The organism is Pseudomonas marvdashtae (genome assembly GCF_014268655.2).
In the GTDB taxonomy this organism is placed as follows: domain Bacteria; phylum Pseudomonadota; class Gammaproteobacteria; order Pseudomonadales; family Pseudomonadaceae; genus Aquipseudomonas; species Aquipseudomonas marvdashtae.
This window is the reverse complement of record NZ_JABWQX020000001.1, coordinates 3,762,072-3,781,334: the sequence shown is the minus strand read 5'-3', so window position 1 is coordinate 3,781,334 and position 19,263 is coordinate 3,762,072. Positions and strand designations below refer to the sequence as shown.

At 60.7% G+C, this 19,263-nt stretch carries 14 protein-coding genes; 8 read left to right on the top strand and 6 right to left on the bottom strand.

Translation table 11 applies throughout. The annotated features are described in order from the left end of the window. Nucleotides 1-10: 10 nt before the first annotated feature. Nucleotides 11-799 carry a CPBP family intramembrane glutamic endopeptidase gene (locus HU742_RS17010; RefSeq protein WP_186643158.1) on the bottom strand — a complete coding sequence of 263 codons (789 nt, stop codon included), beginning with the start codon at nucleotides 797-799 and terminating at the stop codon, nucleotides 11-13. A 114-nt stretch (nucleotides 800-913) separates the two neighbouring features. After that, nucleotides 914-3,655, bottom strand: a complete 2,742-nt coding sequence (acnA, locus tag HU742_RS17005; protein WP_186636581.1) for an aconitate hydratase AcnA — start codon at nucleotides 3,653-3,655, stop codon at nucleotides 914-916. Nucleotides 3,656-3,827: 172 nt separating this feature from the next. On the opposite strand from acnA, the gene rlmM reads away from it, so the two are divergent. Both rlmM and tusA read left to right on the top strand, forming a co-directional pair. After that, nucleotides 3,828-4,901 carry a 23S rRNA (cytidine(2498)-2'-O)-methyltransferase RlmM gene (gene rlmM / locus HU742_RS17000; protein ID WP_186643159.1) on the top strand — a complete coding sequence of 358 codons (1,074 nt, stop codon included), beginning with the start codon at nucleotides 3,828-3,830 and terminating at the stop codon, nucleotides 4,899-4,901. 198 nt (nucleotides 4,902-5,099) lie between these two features. Next, nucleotides 5,100-5,351, top strand: coding sequence for a sulfurtransferase TusA (gene tusA / locus HU742_RS16995; protein ID WP_186643160.1), 252 nt, complete (start codon nucleotides 5,100-5,102; stop codon nucleotides 5,349-5,351). Here the strand turns inward: tusA and HU742_RS16990 are convergent. Continuing rightward, entirely contained in the window at nucleotides 5,348-6,751 is a 1,404-nt protein-coding gene (locus tag HU742_RS16990) for an MATE family efflux transporter (RefSeq protein ID WP_186636577.1), read from the bottom strand. The two genes, tusA and HU742_RS16990, sit on opposite strands and share 4 nt — an antisense overlap. A gap of 177 nt (nucleotides 6,752-6,928) precedes the next feature. Between HU742_RS16990 and pdxB the strand changes: the two genes are divergently transcribed. Beyond that, a complete protein-coding gene (gene pdxB / locus HU742_RS16985) occupies nucleotides 6,929-8,071 on the top strand; it encodes a 4-phosphoerythronate dehydrogenase PdxB (protein ID WP_186636575.1) in 1,143 nt (380 codons plus the stop codon). Between the two features lie 82 nt (nucleotides 8,072-8,153). Here pdxB and HU742_RS16980 read toward each other — a convergent pair whose 3' ends face one another. After that, nucleotides 8,154-8,333 carry a PA1571 family protein gene (locus HU742_RS16980; protein WP_186609833.1) on the bottom strand — a complete coding sequence of 60 codons (180 nt, stop codon included), beginning with the start codon at nucleotides 8,331-8,333 and terminating at the stop codon, nucleotides 8,154-8,156. 248 nt (nucleotides 8,334-8,581) lie between these two features. On the opposite strand from HU742_RS16980, the gene HU742_RS16975 reads away from it, so the two are divergent. Further along, a complete protein-coding gene (locus HU742_RS16975; RefSeq protein WP_186643161.1) occupies nucleotides 8,582-10,360 on the top strand; it encodes an ABC transporter transmembrane domain-containing protein in 1,779 nt (592 codons plus the stop codon). Between the two features lie 61 nt (nucleotides 10,361-10,421). After that, nucleotides 10,422-11,450, top strand: coding sequence for a Fic family protein (locus HU742_RS16970; RefSeq protein ID WP_186643162.1), 1,029 nt, complete (start codon nucleotides 10,422-10,424; stop codon nucleotides 11,448-11,450). Nucleotides 11,451-11,520: 70 nt separating this feature from the next. On the opposite strand, the gene HU742_RS16965 is transcribed toward HU742_RS16970, so the two are convergent. Beyond that, a complete protein-coding gene (locus tag HU742_RS16965) occupies nucleotides 11,521-13,449 on the bottom strand; it encodes a transglycosylase SLT domain-containing protein (protein WP_186636563.1) in 1,929 nt (642 codons plus the stop codon). Between the two features lie 213 nt (nucleotides 13,450-13,662). Here HU742_RS16965 and HU742_RS16960 point away from each other — a divergent pair, with 213 nt between their 5' ends. After that, a complete protein-coding gene (locus HU742_RS16960) occupies nucleotides 13,663-15,582 on the top strand; it encodes an ATP-binding cassette domain-containing protein (RefSeq protein WP_186636561.1) in 1,920 nt (639 codons plus the stop codon). 69 nt (nucleotides 15,583-15,651) lie between these two features. On the opposite strand, the gene HU742_RS16955 is transcribed toward HU742_RS16960, so the two are convergent. Further along, nucleotides 15,652-16,092, bottom strand: a complete 441-nt coding sequence (locus tag HU742_RS16955; RefSeq protein WP_186609829.1) for a universal stress protein — start codon at nucleotides 16,090-16,092, stop codon at nucleotides 15,652-15,654. Nucleotides 16,093-16,194: 102 nt separating this feature from the next. On the opposite strand from HU742_RS16955, the gene HU742_RS16950 reads away from it, so the two are divergent. Further along, on the top strand, nucleotides 16,195-16,632 hold the full coding sequence (locus HU742_RS16950) for a hypothetical protein (protein ID WP_186643163.1): 438 nt from the start codon (nucleotides 16,195-16,197) through the stop codon (nucleotides 16,630-16,632). 482 nt (nucleotides 16,633-17,114) lie between these two features. Then, nucleotides 17,115-19,262, top strand: a complete 2,148-nt coding sequence (gene fadB / locus HU742_RS16945) for a fatty acid oxidation complex subunit alpha FadB (RefSeq protein WP_186636543.1) — start codon at nucleotides 17,115-17,117, stop codon at nucleotides 19,260-19,262. Nucleotide 19,263: the final 1 nt, after the last annotated feature.

The following is a 19,263-nucleotide window of genomic DNA, read 5'->3' as shown; positions in this document are numbered from 1 at the left end:
CCCGGCGGTATCACGCCAGCATCGGGTAGGTAAATAGGGCGAAATGCAGCAGGTTGAGGCCAAAATGCGTGGCAATCGCCGCGCTCAGGCCGCCAAACCGATAGGCCAGGCCGTAACCGATCCCGGCCAGGCCCGACAGCAGTACCCATTGCCAACCGGCGCCAGCATGCACCAGGCCGAACAGCAGCGAGGCGAGCAGCAATGCGAGGTCGTCACCTTGGCGCAGATGTTTGAAGCGTCGGCTCAGGCCACCCTGAATGTAGCCACGAAACAGCGCTTCCTCCACCAAGGTCACCAACAAAAGATTATTGAGCACCCACAGCCAGGCCTGGTCCGGCCATTTCGGTGCCCAGTGGATCATGCCCAGCAGCATGGCTCCGCCCAAGGCCAATACCGCGCTCAAGCAAAGACCTTGGGCTGTGGCGTAGACAGACAAGCGAAACGAGCGCCGACCGACGATCCATGGACAGGCCAGTAACAGCCAGAAGCCGATCAACGGTTTGTCTTGGTTCAAATACATGGCGAACCGCGCGGCATCGTCGGTAAAGCGTTGCGCCGCAATCACCCGCCCGTTGAAAAAACCCGGCATCCAGTGCAGCGCCAGGGCGACCGCCAATACAACGAACAAGCAGTGCCCCAGGAATTGCCCGACCGGCGTCTGTCGCTGGCGAACCGCGTACCCGGCGAACAGCAACAGCGCGACCGAAATAATCGCAGTCCAAGCCAAGTGACCATAGACCAGGGCCAGGCCATAACCGATCGATAGAAGGGCCAGGTACGGCCAAGGCAGGGCAGGCATGTCACATCCTTTGAGGCTGAAACGGGCGGGGCTGTCGGAGTCGGCGGGAATTATAGGCAGACCCATACAAAAACACCGCTCATAACGGGCGGTGTTTTTGTAAGACGCTTCTTTTTATGCCGCAATCAATTGCCGTAGGACGTAGTGCAAGATGCCGCCGGCCTTGAAATATTCCACCTCGTTCAAGGTGTCGATCCGACACAACACTTCAATCCGCTCCTGACTGCCGTCCTCGCGGGTGATGACCACGGGCAGGTTCATGCGCGGCGTCAACTCGATGTCGCTCAAGCCGAGGATATCCAGGGTTTCCTTGCCCGTGAGGTTCAGGCTCTTGCGGTTCTGATCCAGCTTGAACTGCAAGGGCAGCACGCCCATGCCCACCAGGTTGGAACGGTGGATACGCTCGAAGCTCTCGGCGATCACCGCCTTGACCCCCAGCAGGTTCGTACCCTTGGCAGCCCAGTCCCGGCTCGAACCCGTGCCGTATTCCTGTCCTGCGATCACCACCAGTGGCGTGCCCATGGCCTGGTACAGCATGGCGGCATCATAGATTGGCATGCGTTCGCCACTGGGGATGTAGATCGTATTGCCGCCTTCTTCGCCGCCGAGCATCTCGTTGCGGATGCGGATATTGGCAAAGGTGCCGCGCATCATCACCTGATGATTGCCGCGCCGCGAGCCGTAGGAGTTGAAGTCCCGTGGCTCTACGCCTTGTTCGCGCAGGTAGTGGCCGGCTGGGCTGTCCGTCTTGATGTTGCCCGCGGGGGAGATGTGGTCGGTGGTCACCGAGTCGCCTAACAATGCCAGGATCCGTGCGCCCTCGACGTTCCTGACCACCGGTGGTGGCCCGCCAATGTCGTCGAAGAACGGCGGATGCTGGATGTAAGTGGAGTCGTCCTGCCAGACATAAGTCGCCGCTTGCGGCACCTCGATGGCTTGCCATTGCTCGTCACCAGCGAACACGGCGGCATATTCCTTATGGAACATGCTGGTGTTGACCTGGGCCACGGCGGCGGCCACTTCCTGGCTGCTGGGCCAGATGTCCCGCAGATACACCGGGTTGCCGTCCCGGTCGTTGCCCAACGGTTCGCTGCTGATGTCGATGCGCACGGTGCCGGCCAACGCATAGGCAACCACCAGCGGCGGTGAGGCCAGCCAGTTGGTTTTCACCAGCGGATGCACCCGGCCTTCGAAGTTGCGATTACCCGACAGCACCGAGGCGACGGTCAGGTCAGCCTTCTGGATGGCTTTTTCAATAGGATCGGGCAGTGGCCCCGAATTGCCGATACAGGTCGTGCAACCGTAGCCCACCAGGTCGAAGCCGAGCTTGTCGAGGTATTCGGTCAGGCCCGCGGCGTTGTAGTAATCGGTCACCACCTTGGAACCCGGCGCCAGGGAGCTCTTGACCCAAGGCTTGCGGGTCAGGCCTTTTTCCACGGCTTTTTTTGCCAGCAATCCAGCCGCCATCATTACGCTGGGGTTGGAGGTATTGGTGCAGGAGGTAATGGCGGCAATCACCACCGCACCATTTTTCAAGCGATGGGTCTGGCCTTCGAACTCATACTCGGCTTCGCCCACTTGGTCGGCATTGCCCACCGCGACGCCGCCGCCACCTTCACTTTCCAGGCGGCCTTCTTCTTTACTGGTGGGTTTGACCTGCAGCCCCAGGAAATCGCTGAAGGCTTGGCCGACATTCGGTAGCGAGACCCGGTCCTGGGGACGTTTGGGCCCGGCGAGGCTGGCTTCGACGCTGCCCATGTCCAATTCCAGCGTGTCGGTGAACACCGGTTCCTGGCCTGGCAGCCTCCACAGTCCCTGGGCTTTGCAATAGGCTTCCACCAGTTTCACCGTTTCGGCCGGGCGGCCGGACAGGCGCAGATAATCCAGCGTCACGTCGTCCACCGGGAAGAAACCGCACGTGGCGCCGTATTCCGGCGCCATATTGGCAATGGTCGCGCGGTCGGCCAGCGGCAGGTCGGCAAGTCCATCACCATAGAATTCGACGAATTTGCCCACCACGCCCTTCTTGCGCAGCATTTGCGTGACGGTCAGCACCAGGTCGGTAGCGGTGATGCCTTCGCGCAGCTTGCCAACGAGTTTGAAGCCGACGACCTCGGGAATCAGCATCGACACCGGTTGGCCGAGCATCGCCGCTTCCGCCTCGATCCCGCCGACGCCCCAGCCGAGCACGCCCAGGCCATTGATCATGGTGGTGTGGGAATCGGTACCCACCAAGGTGTCAGGGAAGGCATAGGTGCGTCCGTCTGCCTCTTTGGTCCAGACGGTGCGGCCCAGGTATTCAAGGTTGACCTGATGGCAGATGCCGGTGCCCGGCGGCACCACGCTGAAATTGTCGAAAGCACTCTGGCCCCAGCGCAGGAAAGCGTAGCGTTCGCCGTTGCGCTGCATTTCGATGTCGACGTTCTGCTCGAACGCTTGGCTGCTGGCGAACTTGTCCACCATCACCGAGTGGTCGATCACCAGATCCACCGGTGACAACGGGTTGATCCGCTGGGGATCGCCGCCGGCCCTTTCCACGGCGGCGCGCATGGCGGCCAGGTCGACCACGGCTGGCACGCCGGTAAAGTCCTGCATCAGCACCCGTGCCGGGCGGTATTGAATCTCGCGGTCGGAGCGGCGCTCCTTCAACCATCCGGCCAAGGCCTTGAGGTCGGCGCCGGTGACGGTTTTTTCATCTTCCCAGCGCAGCAGGTTTTCCAACAGCACTTTCAAGGACATGGGCAGCTTGTCGAGGTCGCCCAGGCTGCGCGCGGCGTCCGGCAGGCTGAAATAGTGATAGGTCTTGGCGTCGACTTGCAGCGTTTTAAGGGTTTTCAGGCTATCGAGGGACGGCATTGAAATCACTCCTTTGAGTCCGCACGGCTACGGACTGACGGAACGGACAGAGCCTTTAACCTAGCCCTGTTTTGAGCGTATGACTAATCACTGGACTCTATAGCAAGGTTCGCGGTTCCGAACTCCGCTATCATGCGGCGGTTTTCGTGACAGGCTTTGCTACGGAGTTTCAATGAATACGCTTTTCATGCACTGCCGACCGGGATTCGAGGGCGAGGTCTGTTCGGAGATCGCCGAACACGCCGCGCGGCTCAACGTGGCCGGCTACGCCAAGGCCAAAACGGCCAGTGCCTGCGCCGAATTTGTCTGCACCGAACAGGACGGCGCCGAGCGGTTGATGCGTGGACAGCGGTTTGCCGAGCTGATCTTTCCGCGCCAGTGGGCGCGAGGCACGTTCATTGACTTGCCGGAAACCGACCGCATCAGCGTCATCCTTGCCCACATGACGGCTTTCCCGACCTGCGGCAGTCTATGGCTGGAAGTGGTCGACACCAATGACGGCAAGGAGCTGTCGAATTTCTGCAAAAAATTCGAAGGTCCGTTGCGCAAGGCGTTGAGCGGAGCCGGCAAGCTGGTGGACGATCCGCTCAAGCCGCGCCTGCTGCTGACGTTCAAAAGTGGCCGGGAGGTTTTCCTGGGGCTGGCGGAGTCCAACAATTCAGCGATGTGGCCGATGGGCATCCCGCGCCTGAAGTTCCCCCGGGAAGCGCCGAGCCGTTCGACACTCAAGCTGGAGGAGGCCTGGCACCATTTCATTCCTCGCGACCAGTGGGACGAACGCCTGCACAGCGACATGACCGGCGTCGACCTCGGCGCCGCGCCGGGCGGCTGGACCTGGCAACTGGTCAACCGTGGCATGCTGGTGACGGCCATCGACAACGGCCCGATGGCTGAAAGCCTGATGGATACCGGCCTGGTGCAGCACTTGATGGCGGACGGCTTCACGTTCAAGCCCAAGCAGCCGGTGGACTGGATGGTCTGCGACATCGTCGAGAAGCCCGCGCGCAACGCGGCGATGCTGGAAGAGTGGATTGGCGAGGGGCATTGCCGCGAAGCGGTGGTCAACTTGAAGCTGCCGATGAAACAGCGCTATGCCGAGGTCAAGCGCCTGCTCGAGCGTATCGCCGAGGGGTTCAAGGCCCGGGGCATCAAGGTCGAGATTGGTTGCAAGCAGCTGTATCACGACCGCGAGGAAGTGACGTGCCATCTGCGACGGTTGGATACGAAAAAGCCGAAGTCCCGCTGACTCCATGTAGCGAGCTTTTGTGGCGAGGGAGCTTGCTCCCGCTGGGTTGCGAAGCAACCCCAATGCCCTGCTGGGTTCCCAAAAGCGACGACTGCTTCGCAGCCGAGCGGGAGCAAGCTCCCTCGCCACAGGGATGATGGACATCTGTTAAGAGCGCCGGCATTACGCGACAATGCCGGCCAGTTTCAGGAGTAGAACATGAGTGAAATGAACGACGCGCCGGTCGACGGCACACTGGACGCCACCGGCCTCAATTGCCCGGAACCGGTGATGATGCTGCACCAGCATATTCGCGACCTGGTTCCCGGAGGGCTGTTGAAAGTCATCGCCACCGACCCTTCGACCCGCCGCGATATTCCCAAGTTTTGCGTGTTCCTTGACCACGAGTTGGTGGACCAGGACGAAGTGGATGGCACCTACCTCTACTGGATCCGCAAGAAACTCGCTTAATCCGTCGAGCGGCTGATGCGGATTTGCTTGCGTGCGCTGCGTGCCAGGCGGATCGAAAGCATCAGCGCCGCGCAACTCAAGCCTACGATCAAGCCCTGCCACAATCCGCTCGGACCGCTTGCATCGCCGAGCCAGTCGGTCAGTCCCAATGCGTAACCCACCGGCAGGCCGATACCCCAATAAGCGAACAACGTCAGGATCATCGTCACGCGCGTATCCTGATAGCCACGCAACGCACCTGCCGCCGTGACCTGTATCGCATCGGAAAACTGGAACAGCGCCGCGTAGACGATCAGCATCGACGCCACCTGGATCACCACGGGATCGGCGGTGTAGATCGCGGCGATGGGCGCGCGCAGCGCGAACATCAGGCTCGCCGACAGGCAGGCGTACGCCAGCGCCGTGCCCATGCCGACACCGGCGGCGAAGCGCGCTTCCCGTGGCTGGCCGCGGCCCAGCGCCTGGCCGACCCGCACCGTCACGGCCATGCCCAGGGAGTAGGGGATCATGAACACCAGTGAACTGAAGTTCAGGGCGATCTGATGCCCGGCCACCACCGTGGCGCCGAGGCTGCCGATCAGCAGCGCGATGACCGCGAAGATGCTCGACTCAGCAAACACTGCAATACCAATGGGCAGGCCGATGCCCAGCAGGCGCTTGATCACCGATCCTTGCGGCCAATCGAAACGAGCGAACAAACGACTCGACTGATAGGCCGGTGCCCAGCGTGTCCAGGCCGCCATGCCTGCCGCCATGAACCACATCACGATGGCCGTGGCCCAACCGCAACCGACGCCGCCCATGGCGGGAACGCCCAGGTGTCCATAAATGAAGATGTAGTTGAGCGGAATGTTCAGCGCCAGGCCGCACAGGCCCAGTACCATCGCCGGTCGCGTACGCCCCAAGCCGTCGCTGAAGCAGCGCAGCACATGATATAACGCCACCGCCGGCAGACCGGTGCCGATGCCCCGCAGGTATTCCATGCACGGGCCGATCAGCTCGGGATCGACCTTCATGATGTGCAAGATCGGTTCGGCGCTGAACAGCGCCAGCGTCGCGATCAATCCCACCACCAGCGCCAGCCACAGCGCCTGGCGAACCAGTGGGCCGATCTGGTCGAACGTTCCCGCACCGAAACGCTGGGCCACCTTCGGGGTAGTGGCCAGCAGCGTACCGGTCATCAACAGGAACACCGGGACCCAGATCGAATTGCCCAGCGCCACTGCCGCAAGATCCCGCGGCCCGACCCGGCCGGCCATCACCGCATCGACAAAACCCATGGCGGTGGTCGCCAGTTGCGCCACCATGATCGGCAGTGCCAGGGCCAGCAACGTCTTGAGCTCCAGGCGAACCCGGGCCGGGCGGGTGAGAGTCGTGGGGTTTTCGATGACAGGATTCACAGGCGGAGCGTCCGAAAAATTAGCGCGTGGCGGCGCATTCTACGCCTTGACGCAATGGTCAGGAAAAAACCTGTGTTGGGGATTTGTAATCGCCGCTACCCCTCGCCACGACATCATTGGGAATGCACAGGGCCAGCGGAACGCCTACACTGCCAACCCCGCCAAAGGAGCTGCGCCATGCTGATTGTTGCCGACGAAAACATTCCTCTGCTCGATGCTTTTTTCCAGGGCTTCGGTGAAATCCGCCGGGTGCCGGGACGGAGTATCGACCGGGCGCTGGTCGAGCAGGCTGATGTGTTGCTGGTGCGTTCGGTCAGCCAAGTCAATCGGGCATTGCTGACTGGCAGCAAGGTGCGCTTCGTCGGTACCTGCACCATCGGTACTGATCACCTGGACCTGGAGTATTTTGCCGAGGCCGGCATTCGCTGGGCCAGTGCGCCGGGCTGTAACGCTCGTGGCGTGGTGGACTACGTGCTGGGCAGCCTGATGACCCTGGCGGAAATCGAAGGCGCAAGCCTTGCGCAACGTACTTTTGGCGTGGTCGGGGCGGGCCAAGTGGGCGGGCGGTTAGTCGAGGTGCTCAAAGGCCTGGGTTGGAATGTGAAAGTCTGCGATCCGCCGCGCCAGGCGCTCGAGGACGGTGATTACCTGAGCCTGGAGCAGATTGTCGAGCAGTGCGATGTCATCAGCCTGCACACACCCTTGACCCGTGGTGGGGAGCAGCCTACCTGGCATCTATTCGATGAGCACCGGTTGAACAGCCTCAAGCCTGGCACGTGGCTGATCAACGCAGCTCGCGGCCCGGTCATCGACAACGTGGCGCTGCGCGAAGTGCTGTTGGAACGCGAGGACTTGCAAGCGGTGCTGGATGTCTGGGAACAGGAGCCGACAGTCGATGTTGACCTGGCCGACCTGTGCGTCATCGCCACCCCGCACATTGCCGGCTACAGCCTTGACGGTCGCCAGCGCGGCACGGCGCAGATCTACGAAGCCTTGTGCGGTTTTCTCCAACGACCGGTCGAAGTCAGCTTGGCCGATCTGTTGCCCCGCCCTTGGCTGGGTGGCGTGACGCTGGACGCCGAAGCCGACCCGGCCTGGGCCCTCGCGGCGTTGTGCCGCAGCGTGTACGACCCGCGTCGCGACGATGCGGATTTTCGCCGCAGCCTGGTGGGTACGGCCAGCGAACAGCGCAGCGCCTTCGACGCACTGCGCAAGTTCTATCCGCCACGGCGCGAGATCGACAGCTTGAAGGTGCGTATCGAAGGGCAGTCCCCAGCCTTGCAACAGATCGTAGCGGCGCTGGGCGCCACCACCTTGTAAGCGCCATGCACCCCAAGGGCTGCGAGGCGCCAGGCATAAAAAACCCGACGTCAAGGTCGGGTTCAATTGAAAACGGGTTGTATCACTTTTGTTCGGCTGGCTTGACCAGTCGTTTTTCCAGTTCGCTGCAAGCTTCCTGGATCATGTCTTCGGTGATCGGGACTTCGCGCCCTTGGGCATCGATGAACGAGCAGCCCAGGGACTGGTCCGGTTGCGTGCGAATCACTTGAATCTTATCGTCGCTGCTGTGTTGCAAGGACATGGCCTGTCTCCTCATCAGGTTGCGTGCCTATCGTACTGTCGTCAGGTGACCGAGCCATGACACTCCTTGAAGGTTCATGACGACAACCCCACTGAACCAGAAAAGGCGGTGCGTTTCCAGTCAGACGTTAGACCGATAACATCTAGTCATTGGTGCCGCTGGTCATATTTAACCTGACTCATTTCGATTCAATTTGGTTCCGCTGCGTTTCGTTGCCGCTGGCCGTCCTTTTCCTGCTGCATTATCGGATGCTCTCAATGCTTTCTTCTCGACATCGCCGTGCCATACGCTTGGCCAGCGGCTTCATCGCCCCTTACCGCAAGCAGGTCATCGGCGCTTTGCTGGCGCTGATTGCCACGGCCGCCATTACCTTGTCCATGGGGCAGGGCATCCGGTTGCTGGTGGACCAGGGCTTCATGACCCGCTCACCGCAGCTGCTCAATCAGTCCATCGGCCTGTTCATGGTCTTGGTGGTCGGGCTGGCGATCGGTACGTTTTCGCGTTTCTACCTGGTGTCGTGGATCGGCGAGCGGGTAGTGGCCGATATCCGGCGGCAGGTGTTCAACCATTTGGTGTACTTGCACCCTGGCTTTTATGAAAACAACCGCAGTTCGGAGATCCAGTCTCGCTTGACGGCTGACACAACGCTGTTGCAATCGGTGATCGGCTCATCGCTCTCGTTGTTCCTGCGCAACCTGCTGATGGTGATCGGCGGCATTGTGCTGTTATTCATCACCAACCCCAAGCTCACCAGCATTGTGGTCATTGCCCTGCCGCTGGTACTGGCGCCGATCCTGATTTTCGGCCGCCGTGTGCGAAGCCTGTCGCGTGAGAGCCAGGACCGTATCGCCGATGTGGGCAGCTACGTCTCCGAAACCCTCGGCCAGATCAAGACGGTGCAGGCCTACAATCATCAAGTCCAGGATGAGCGTCGTTTCGCCACCACTGTGGAGCAGGCCTTCGACACGGCCCGCAAACGAATTACCCAGCGGGCCTGGCTGATCACGCTGGTGATCGTATTGGTGCTGGGGGCCGTGGGCGTGATGCTCTGGGTCGGCGGCATGGACGTGATCGCTGGGCGGATTTCCGGCGGTGAGCTGGCGGCGTTCGTGTTCTACAGCATGATCGTCGGGAGTGCCTTCGGTACCCTGAGCGAGGTGATCGGCGAGCTGCAGCGAGCGGCCGGCGCGGCCGAGCGTATTGCCGAGTTGCTGCGTTCGGAAAATGTCATCCAGTCGCCGGCTTCTGGCCTTGTTACATTGCCGCCGAGGGTGCGCGGCGATCTGCGGCTTGAAGGCGTACGGTTTTCCTATCCGTCCCGACCGGAGCGTTTCGCGGTCGATGGGCTGGACTTGACCGTCAGGGCCGGTGAAACCCTGGCGCTGGTCGGGCCGTCCGGCGCCGGCAAATCAACGGTTTATGACTTGTTGCTGCGTTTCTACGACCCGGTCGAGGGAGCGATTCTGATCGATGGCGTGCCGCTGACCCAGCTCGATCCGCTGGACCTGCGCCGTCACTTCGCCCTGGTGTCGCAAAGCCCTGCATTGTTTTTTGGCACGGTTGAAGAAAACATCCGCTACGGCAACCCCGACGCCACCGCCGAGCAAGTCCGCGAAGCCGCGCGCATTGCCCACGCCCACGATTTCATTGAAAAAATGCCCGACGGCTACGGTACCCACCTGGGCGATGGCGGCCTCGGACTTTCTGGAGGCCAGCGCCAGCGCCTGGCCATCGCCCGGGCGTTGTTGGTGGACGCGCCGATCCTGCTGCTGGACGAGGCGACCAGCGCCCTCGATGCGCAAAGTGAACACCTGATCCAGCAAGCCCTGCCCAGCCTGATGAAGAACCGCACCACGCTGGTCATTGCCCACCGTCTGGCCACGGTGAAGAACGCCGACCGAATCGCGGTGATGGACCAGGGCAAGGTGGTTGCGGTGGGTACGCATCAGGAATTGGTTGCTGGTAATGCGCTGTATGCGCGGTTGGCGGCGTTGCAGTTCAGTCAACAGGATGAAGGGATTCATTAATGCTGCTGACGCCGGTGCGTTGGGGCATCATGTTGAACTGTTTGTTGGAGCTGGATGAGGTATGAGCCGTTATACGCCACCGCTGACCCTGACGACCCGAATGCTGGGATTGATCGCTGACATCAGCGAGCAAATCGGTCAGCTTTCGGCTGTCAGCGAGAACCAGCAGACACCGCAGCTGCGCCGAGGAAACCGGATCCGCACAATCCATGCCTCCTTGGCGATCGAAAACAACACCCTGAGCGTCGCACAGGTGACCGCGGTTCTGGCCGGACAGCGGGTATTGGGGCTGCCTCGTGAGATCCAGGAGGTTCGCAATGCGTTTGCCGCCTACGAAGCTATGTCTGGTTGGCGGCCTGATAGCCGGATCGACTTGCTCAGGGCTCATGAATTACTGATGCAGGGTCTGATCGATGACGCCGGACAGCTTCGCAGTGCAGGCGTGGGCATTTATCGGGGGGATCAACTGGTGCACATGGCGCCACCGCCCAGCCGTGTCACACACTTGATAGACGATCTGCTGGCATGGGTCGGATCGTCTGATTGGCATCCGCTGATTGTCAGCTGCGTTTTTCATTACGAATTTGAATTCATCCATCCTTTCGCAGATGGGAATGGACGAATGGGTCGGCTATGGCAGACGTTGCTTCTTAGCCGATGGCGACCCGTGCTGGCTTATCTGCCGGTGGAGGCAGTCATTCGCGATCAGCAGGAGGCTTATTATGCTGCGTTGTCGGCTTCGGATCGGTTGGCTGAGTCGACGCCCTTCGTTGAGTTCATGCTGCATTCACTGAAGGTTGCGCTTGCAGAAGCCATTCGTAACGAGCCGGTCACCGACCAAGTAACCGACCAAGTAACCGACCAAGTAGCGAGACTGCTCCACGCGCTGCGCGGGGGAGGGGTTTTCAAGGTCAGTGAGTTGATGGAGCAGTTGGGGCTGGCGCACAAAGCTACTTTTCGGGGTAACTACCTTAAGCCGGCACTAGCCTGCGGTTTCATCGAAATGACTGACCCCGAATCCCCTAGGAGTCCGGCGCAACGGTACCGACTCACCCAATTGGGTAGGCAGGCGACGATGGGCTCGGGTTGAGTTCTGTCCGCGCACCAAGCCAGTGTGTGATCAGGCTCGCCCACAAGCTCTTGCGAAGACAGAGTGCTGATCACTGATCATCAAAATACCGCTCGTGCCAGTCCACCAGCGGTTGCGGCGAGTTGAGTTTCTGGCCGTAGATCACCGAGTACGACAACACGTTCTGCACGTATTGGCGGGTTTCGTCGAAGGGGATGCTTTCGACCCAGACGTCGAAGCTCAAGTGATCGGCGCCGCGCAGCCACTGGCGCACGCGGCCGGGGCCGGCGTTGTAGGCGGCGGAGGCGAGGACGCGGTTGCCATTGAACTGGCTGTGGACCTGGCTCAGGTAAGCCGCGCCTAGCTGGATGTTCTTGTCCGGGTTGAGCACTTGCTGTGGCGAGGCCAGGGGAATGTTGAACTTGCGTGCGGTTTCCTTGGCGGTGCCCGGCATCAACTGCATGAGGCCGCTGGCGCCGACGCTGGAGCGGGCATCGTCCATGAACGCGCTTTCCTGGCGGGTGATGGCAAACGCCCAGCTCGGGTGCAGGCCACGGACCTTGGCTTCGCGCACCAACGTCTCGCGGTGGGCCATCGGGAAGCGAATGTCCAGGTCGTCCCAGTATTTGGCTTGGCTGATGGTGCGAATGGCCGGGAAATACCATTTCAAGTCGTACGCCAGTTTCGCCTGGGCGACCATTTCGTCCCGGTTGAAATGACGGCTGACGTGATACCACTCGCGGCGCCCATCAACAATTTGCCCGCGGGCGTGAAATTCCAGTGCGCGACGTACGCCGGGGGTGTTGCGCACTTTATTGATCAGCGCCTGGCTCATGGGCAGCGGCTTGTTTACCAGCGTGTACGGCGATTGGGAGCGGTCGGCGGCCAGGAATCCGTAAAAGTCCCGTTCGCGAGCCAGATGCTTGTACAGCGTGATCGCCTCGGGGTTCTGTGGTTGTGCCAGTTCCAGGCTGCGAGCCTGCCAGTAGCGCCAGCGGTTGGTGCTGGCCAGCGATTCCGGGAGGCGGCGGGTCAGTTGATAGGCCTCGTCCCAGCGCGCCAGGCGCAGGAGCAGACGCAAGCGCCATTCCGATACGGTGTCGTCGCGAAGCTCGGGGTCATATTTGGTCATGACGTCCAAGGCGCGGCTGTCGAAGCGTTTGGCCAGGGTCAGCCCGATCTCACGGGCAATGGCGACTTTTTCATCCCGGGAAAAATGCATGGTGCTTGCATAGCCGTCCAGCAAGGCCATGGCTTTTTCCGGGTCCTGGCGGGCCAGGCGGCGCAGACCGAGGCTGACCACATCGGACATCGGCTCGTCGGCGGGCGAGAAGCGCGAAGGCTGGTCGAGCATCTCGGGCTTTTGCGCAACATCGACCAGCAGCTTGCCTCGGGGGGCAAGGGTGGTCAGGCCGCTGATCAGGCTGTTGGCCAACGGATAGTTGCGCGCCTGGGCAGCCAGTTTGGCGCGCTCCCAGCGTTTTTGCTCGGTCAACTGGCCCTGGGCCGCCCACATGCCGAACAGCGCGTCGCAGGCCGCTGGCTGCGATTTGCCGGTGAGCCACAATTTCTCGGTGTTGGCGTAGCCTTCGGCTTTCAGGCCGTGACCCAGCTGATACTGGGCGTTAAGGCAATCGAGCTCGGTAAAGTTGAGCTTGGGATCGTAATACTTGACGAACGTCGCCCAGTCGCCACGTTCGGCCAGCCAGCGCAACCAGCGCAACTTCATCCAGTTGGCCTGGGGCAGGTCGCCATGTTCGGCGAGGAATTTCTCGATCTCGGCGTTGCTTGCGCTCTTGAGGCGCGCGGTCAGCTCGTCGTAGGCCAGGTACGGTTCCAGTGGATAATCGCGCAGAGCCTGGCTATAGCGAAAATAAGGGCCGGAATCACCTTTGGCCAGGGCGCGCTTGGCTTCATCGTAGTACTGGCGTTGGGTGGAGATATCCACCGCCTGGGCGGTTTGAACGGCAGTGGCACATACAAAAAAACAAGATAAGACATTCAAAAGGCGACTGCGCATGATACGTCCGGGCAAAAAAACATGACAAGCCCAAGGAGAAACCCAGGGTAACTTGCTCGTAGCTTAGCCTTTTGCCAGCAACCGGCGAAAGCTTTGCGGGGCCGTCGGCACAACTTCGCAACATTTAATGGGCAGAGTGCATCGGCGACGAAATTGGCGGACCTTTGAGGGCTCTTCTCAGGTAGAATGCGCCCCCGGTTTTTGGAGAAGCTCATGACCCTGCTCAAATTCAGCGATGTGTCCCTTGCTTTCGGCGCGATGCCGTTGTTGGACAAGGTGTCCTGGCAGATCGCCCGTGGTGAGCGGGTGTGCATCATCGGCCGCAACGGCACTGGCAAGTCCAGCATGATGAAGCTCGTCAAGGGCGACCAGAAGCCTGACGATGGCTCGGTCTGGCGCGCGCCTGGCCTGAAAATCGGCGAATTGCCCCAGGAACTGCCGGTGGCCGACGAGCGGACCGTGTTCGACGTGGTTGCCGAAGGCCTGGACGGCGTCGGCGCGCTGTTGGCCGAATATCACCACCTGAGTCAGAACATCGTCACCGATGCCGATCTGGACAAGTTGATGCACGTGCAGCACGACCTCGAGGCTCGCGACGGATGGCGCCTGCAGCAACTGGTCGACAGCACCTTGAGTCGCCTGCAGCTACCGGCCGACAAGACCCTGGCCGAGCTGTCCGGTGGCTGGCGTCGCCGCGTCCTCCTGGCCCAGGCCCTGGTGTCCGAGCCGGACCTGCTGTTGCTCGACGAGCCGACCAACCACCTGGACATCGGCGCCATCGCCTGGCTTGAAGAAGCCTTGAAGGATTTCCAGGGCGCTGTGCTGTTCATCACCCACGACCGTTCCTTCCTGCAAAACCTGGCGACCCGCATCCTCGAACTGGATCGCGGTGGCCTGATCGATTGGAACGGCGATTACGCCAGTTTCCTGGTGCACAAGGAAGCGGCGCTGGCAGCGGAGGAAACCGCCAACGCGTTGTTCGACAAGAAGCTGGCTCAGGAAGAAGTCTGGATTCGCCAAGGCATCAAGGCTCGGCGCACCCGCAACGAAGGCCGCGTGCGGGCGCTGAAGGCCCTGCGCACGGAGCGCAGCGAGCGTCGCGAGCGCACCGGCAAGGCCAATATCCAGCTGGATACCGCTGACAAGTCCGGCAAGCAGGTCATGGTGCTGGAGAACGTGAGTTTCGCCCACCCTGGCGGCCCGTTCCTGATCAAGGACTTCTCCATGGTCCTGCAGCGCGGCGATCGCATCGGCCTGCTGGGCGCCAACGGCACCGGCAAGACCACCTTGCTCAAGCTGATGCTCGGCGGCCTGGTGCCGACCAACGGCAAGGTGGAAGAGGGCACGAAGATCGACGTCGCCTACTTCGACCAGCTGCGTCATCAGTTGGACCTGGAAAAGACCGTGATCGATAACGTGGCGGAAGGCCGCGACTTCATCGACATCGATGGCCAGAGCCGCCATGTATTGAGCTACCTCGGCGATTTCCTGTTCAGCCCCCAGCGTGCCCGCACGCCAGTGAAGGCGCTGTCGGGTGGTGAGCGGGCCCGTCTGTTGCTGGCCAAATTGTTCAGCAAGCCAGCAAACCTGCTGGTGCTCGACGAACCAACCAACGACCTGGACGTGGAAACCTTGGAATTGCTGGAGGAAGTGCTGCTGACCTTCAACGGCACTGTGCTGATGGTCAGTCACGACCGGGCATTCCTCGACAACGTGGTCACCAGCACGCTGGTGTTCGAAGGCGAGGGACTGGTTCGTGAATATGTCGGTGGTTATCAGGACTGGCTGCGCCAGGGCGGCTCGCCGCGTCTGCTGGGTGTGACCGAGAGCAAGTCCGGCAAGGCTGATCTGAATTCCGCGGTCGTCAACGCCGAGCCGGCTCCGGTTGCCGCCGCGGCCGCACCGACGCCAGCGAAGAAGAAACTCAGCTACAAGCTGCAGCGTGAGCTGGAAGCCTTGCCGGGTGATATCGATGCGAAGGAAAAGCAGATCGCCGCGGTGGAGGCCGAGATGGCGGACGCAGGTTTTTATCAGCGTCCATCGGCCGAAACCGCCAAGGTGATCGCGCATCTGGAGCAGTTGCAGGCCGAGCTGGACGCATTGGTCGAGCGCTGGGCCGAACTGGACGCCTGATCTACCGCCCAAAAAAATCCCGGCGTTGAGCGCCGGGATTTTTTCATCTGGGATACCGCCCCTGAAGGTTCAGGTGCGTTTGATCAGGTGCACTGCAAGCACGTCGCATGGCGCACCATGCAACACATCGTTGGCGGTGGAGCCTAGCAACAGCGCCAGGCCATGGCGGCCGTGGCTGCCAACGACGATCAGGTCGCACCCTTGCTCCTTGGCCAGATGATGGATCTCCTGGCGAGGCTGGCCGTAGGTCAGGTGGCTGTTTTCTTTTTTCAGCGCCGGGTATTTCACGATCAGCCGGTCAAGGCGCTCCTTGGCTTGGTCGAATTGCTGCTGCTGCAGTTGGGAAAGATCCATCGGAACGTCACCGCCAAATGCCATGGCCATGGGTTCGACGATGTGCACCAGCGACAGTTTGGTGTCTCGGCCATCGCAAAGGGCGAGGGCGCGCTTGACGACGGGATCGCATTCTTCAGTAAGGTCGACGGCGACCAGGACGTGTTCGTAGTACATGAAAAAGCACTCCAGAGAATGGCGATACGTTAAGTATGGCTGGTTTCAAGCGCATTGAAGGCAACGCAGGTCAATGGCTCATCAAAATTCGGGAGTACAGATATGACGGTCTGGATAGTGGTGTCAATCCTGTTGGTGGTTTTAAGCCCCCTGGCATGGTTGCGGCCGTCCCGCGTCCAGAGCGGTCGAATGGCCCTGCGCATGGAGGCGCGACGCCTTGGGCTGGCCATGCAGCTGGCCCCGCAGGAGTGGCCCCACTGGCTCGGCCAGCAGCCGCCGAACCCTTGCGCGCAGTATCATCGGCCGCGGCGGGGGCGTCAGCCGGCCAGTTGGAGTTACTGGCAAAAGGCGCCGGGCGTGTGGGTCAACCAATGGCAGGAGACCTGCCAGGACGAATCGCTGCTCAGTCATTTCAGAACATTGCCTGTCGACGTCTACAAGGTCGAGGCTGACGGTCAGATGATCGCCCTGTATTGGGGCGAGAAAGGCGAGGCGAGTGTTTTGCAGGACATTTCTGCTGTGCTCAAGGCGTTGGCCTGAGTAATAAAAAGCCCGATAGCGTCATCGGGCGGGTTGGCCAGGCAGGCCGGTAAACCGTTCTCTCCGGGCGTGCTTCGAAACGTCCTTCTTCCCAAGCACTCAGATGTGTTGTCACCAGCTTAGCCGGTTCAGATCCGCACGCCTGTAATTAGGGCGACTTTTCTAATAATTGATTCTATGAATGGTTGCCCATGCGGCGTCGTGTTGCGGATCCGTGCGGTACGGAAATGACTGTAGAGTCCTGTTCAAACGCTTGTTTAGGGCGATTGACAATTGTCGGAAATTCCGTGAAGGTGACGTACCCAAATCAAACGGGCGTATGAATTGAGCGTTTGTATTTTCAGAACGTTCCTACAGACCCCGACTATCGCGTTGACGGGTGTGCCTGGCGGATTGGCGTAGCATCGACGTTATGTCAATGCCAGGCCAGCAGTCAGCGTCCAACGTGTACTGTTCAGCTTCCATATCGTGGAGATCAGTTGATGATTTACGAAGGTAAAGCCATCACGGTTAAGGCTCTTGAAAGTGGCATCGTCGAACTGAAATTCGACCTCAAGGGTGAGTCCGTCAACAAGTTCAACCGTCTAACCCTGAATGAATTGCGGCAGGCCGTAGACACCATCAAGGCAGATGCTTCGATCAAAGGTGTGATCGTCAGCAGCGGCAAGGACGTGTTCATCGTCGGCGCCGACATCACCGAATTCGTCGACAACTTCAAGCTGCCCGATGCCGAACTGATCGCTGGCAACCTCGAAGCGAACCGTATCTTCAGCGATTTCGAAGACCTTGGCGTGCCAACCGTCGCGGCTATCAATGGCATCGCCCTGGGTGGTGGCCTGGAAATGTGCCTGGCGGCCGATTACCGCGTCATGTCCACCACGGCCAAGATCGGCCTGCCGGAAGTCAAGCTGGGCATCTACCCGGGTTTCGGCGGCACCGTGCGCCTGCCGCGCCTGATCGGCGCCGACAATGCCATCGAGTGGATTGCCGCCGGCAAGGAAAACCGTGCCGAAGATGCGCTGAAAGTTGGCGCCGTGGATGCCGTGGTTGAACCCGGTAAACTCCAGGAAGCGGCGCTTGAAACGATCAAGCGCGCCATCAGCGGCGAGTTCGATTACAAGGCCAAGCGCCAGCCGAAGCTGGAGAAACTCAAGCTCAACGCCATCGAACAAATGATGGCCTTCGAGACGGCGAAGGGTTTCGTGGCTGGCCAGGCTGGCCCGAACTACCCGGCACCGGTCGAGGCGATCAAGACCATCCAGAAAGCCGCGAATTTCGGTCGCGACAAGGCTTTGGAAGTCGAAGCCGCCGGTTTCGTCAAGCTGGCCAAGACCTCGGCTGCACAAAGCCTGATCGGTCTGTTCCTCAACGACCAGGAACTGAAGAAAAAGGCCAAGGCCTACGACGAAATCGCCCGCGACGTTAAGCAGGCCGCCGTGCTCGGCGCCGGCATCATGGGTGGCGGTATCGCCTATCAGTCGGCGTCCAAAGGCACGCCGATCCTGATGAAAGACATCAACGAACACGGGATCGAGCAGGGCCTGGCCGAAGCCGCCAAGCTGCTGGTCGGTCGCGTCGACAAAGGTCGCATGACCGCTGCGAAGATGGCCGAAGTGCTCAACGGCATTCGTCCTACCCTGTCCTACGGCGATTTCGGCCATGTCGACCTGGTGGTCGAAGCCGTTGTCGAGAATCCGAAGGTCAAGCAGGCGGTACTGGCCGAAGTCGAAGACAAGGTCAAAGAGGACACCATCCTCGCCTCGAACACCTCGACCATCTCCATTTCGCTGCTGGCCAAGGCTCTCAAGCGTCCGGAGAACTTCGTCGGCATGCACTTCTTCAACCCGGTGCACATGATGCCGCTGGTGGAAGTCATCCGTGGCGAGAAGTCCAGCGAACAAGCCATCGCCACCACCGTTGCCTACGCGAAGAAAATGGGCAAGAACCCGATCGTCGTCAACGATTGCCCGGGCTTTTTGGTCAACCGCGTGCTGTTCCCGTACTTCGGTGGTTTCGCCAAGCTGGTCAGCGCTGGCGTCGACTTCGTGCGTATCGACAAGATCATGGAAAAATTCGGCTGGCCGATGGGCCCGGCGTACCTGATGGACGTGGTCGGCATCGACACCGGTCACCACGGTCGCGACGTGATGGCTGAAGGCTTCCCGGATCGCATGAAAGACGACCGCCGTTCGGCCGTCGACGTGCTCTACGAGGCCAAGCGCCTGGGCCAGAAGAACGGCAAGGGCTTCTACGCCTATGAGACCGACAAGCGCGGCAAGCAGAAGAAAGTCGCCGATTCGTCGGTGCTGGAAGTGCTCAAGCCGATCGTCTACGAGCAGCGTGACGTCACCGACGAGGACATCATCAACTGGATGATGATCCCGCTGTGCCTGGAAACCGTGCGTTGCCTGGAAGATGGCATTGTCGAAACCGCCGCCGAAGCCGACATGGGTCTGGTCTACGGTATCGGTTTCCCTCCATTCCGTGGCGGTGCGCTGCGTTACATCGACTCGATCGGTGTGGCCGAGTTCGTTGCCCTGGCTGACCAGTACGCTGATCTGGGCGCGCTGTACCACCCGACCGCGAAGTTGCGTGAAATGGCCAAGAACGGCCAGAGCTTCTTCGGTTAAG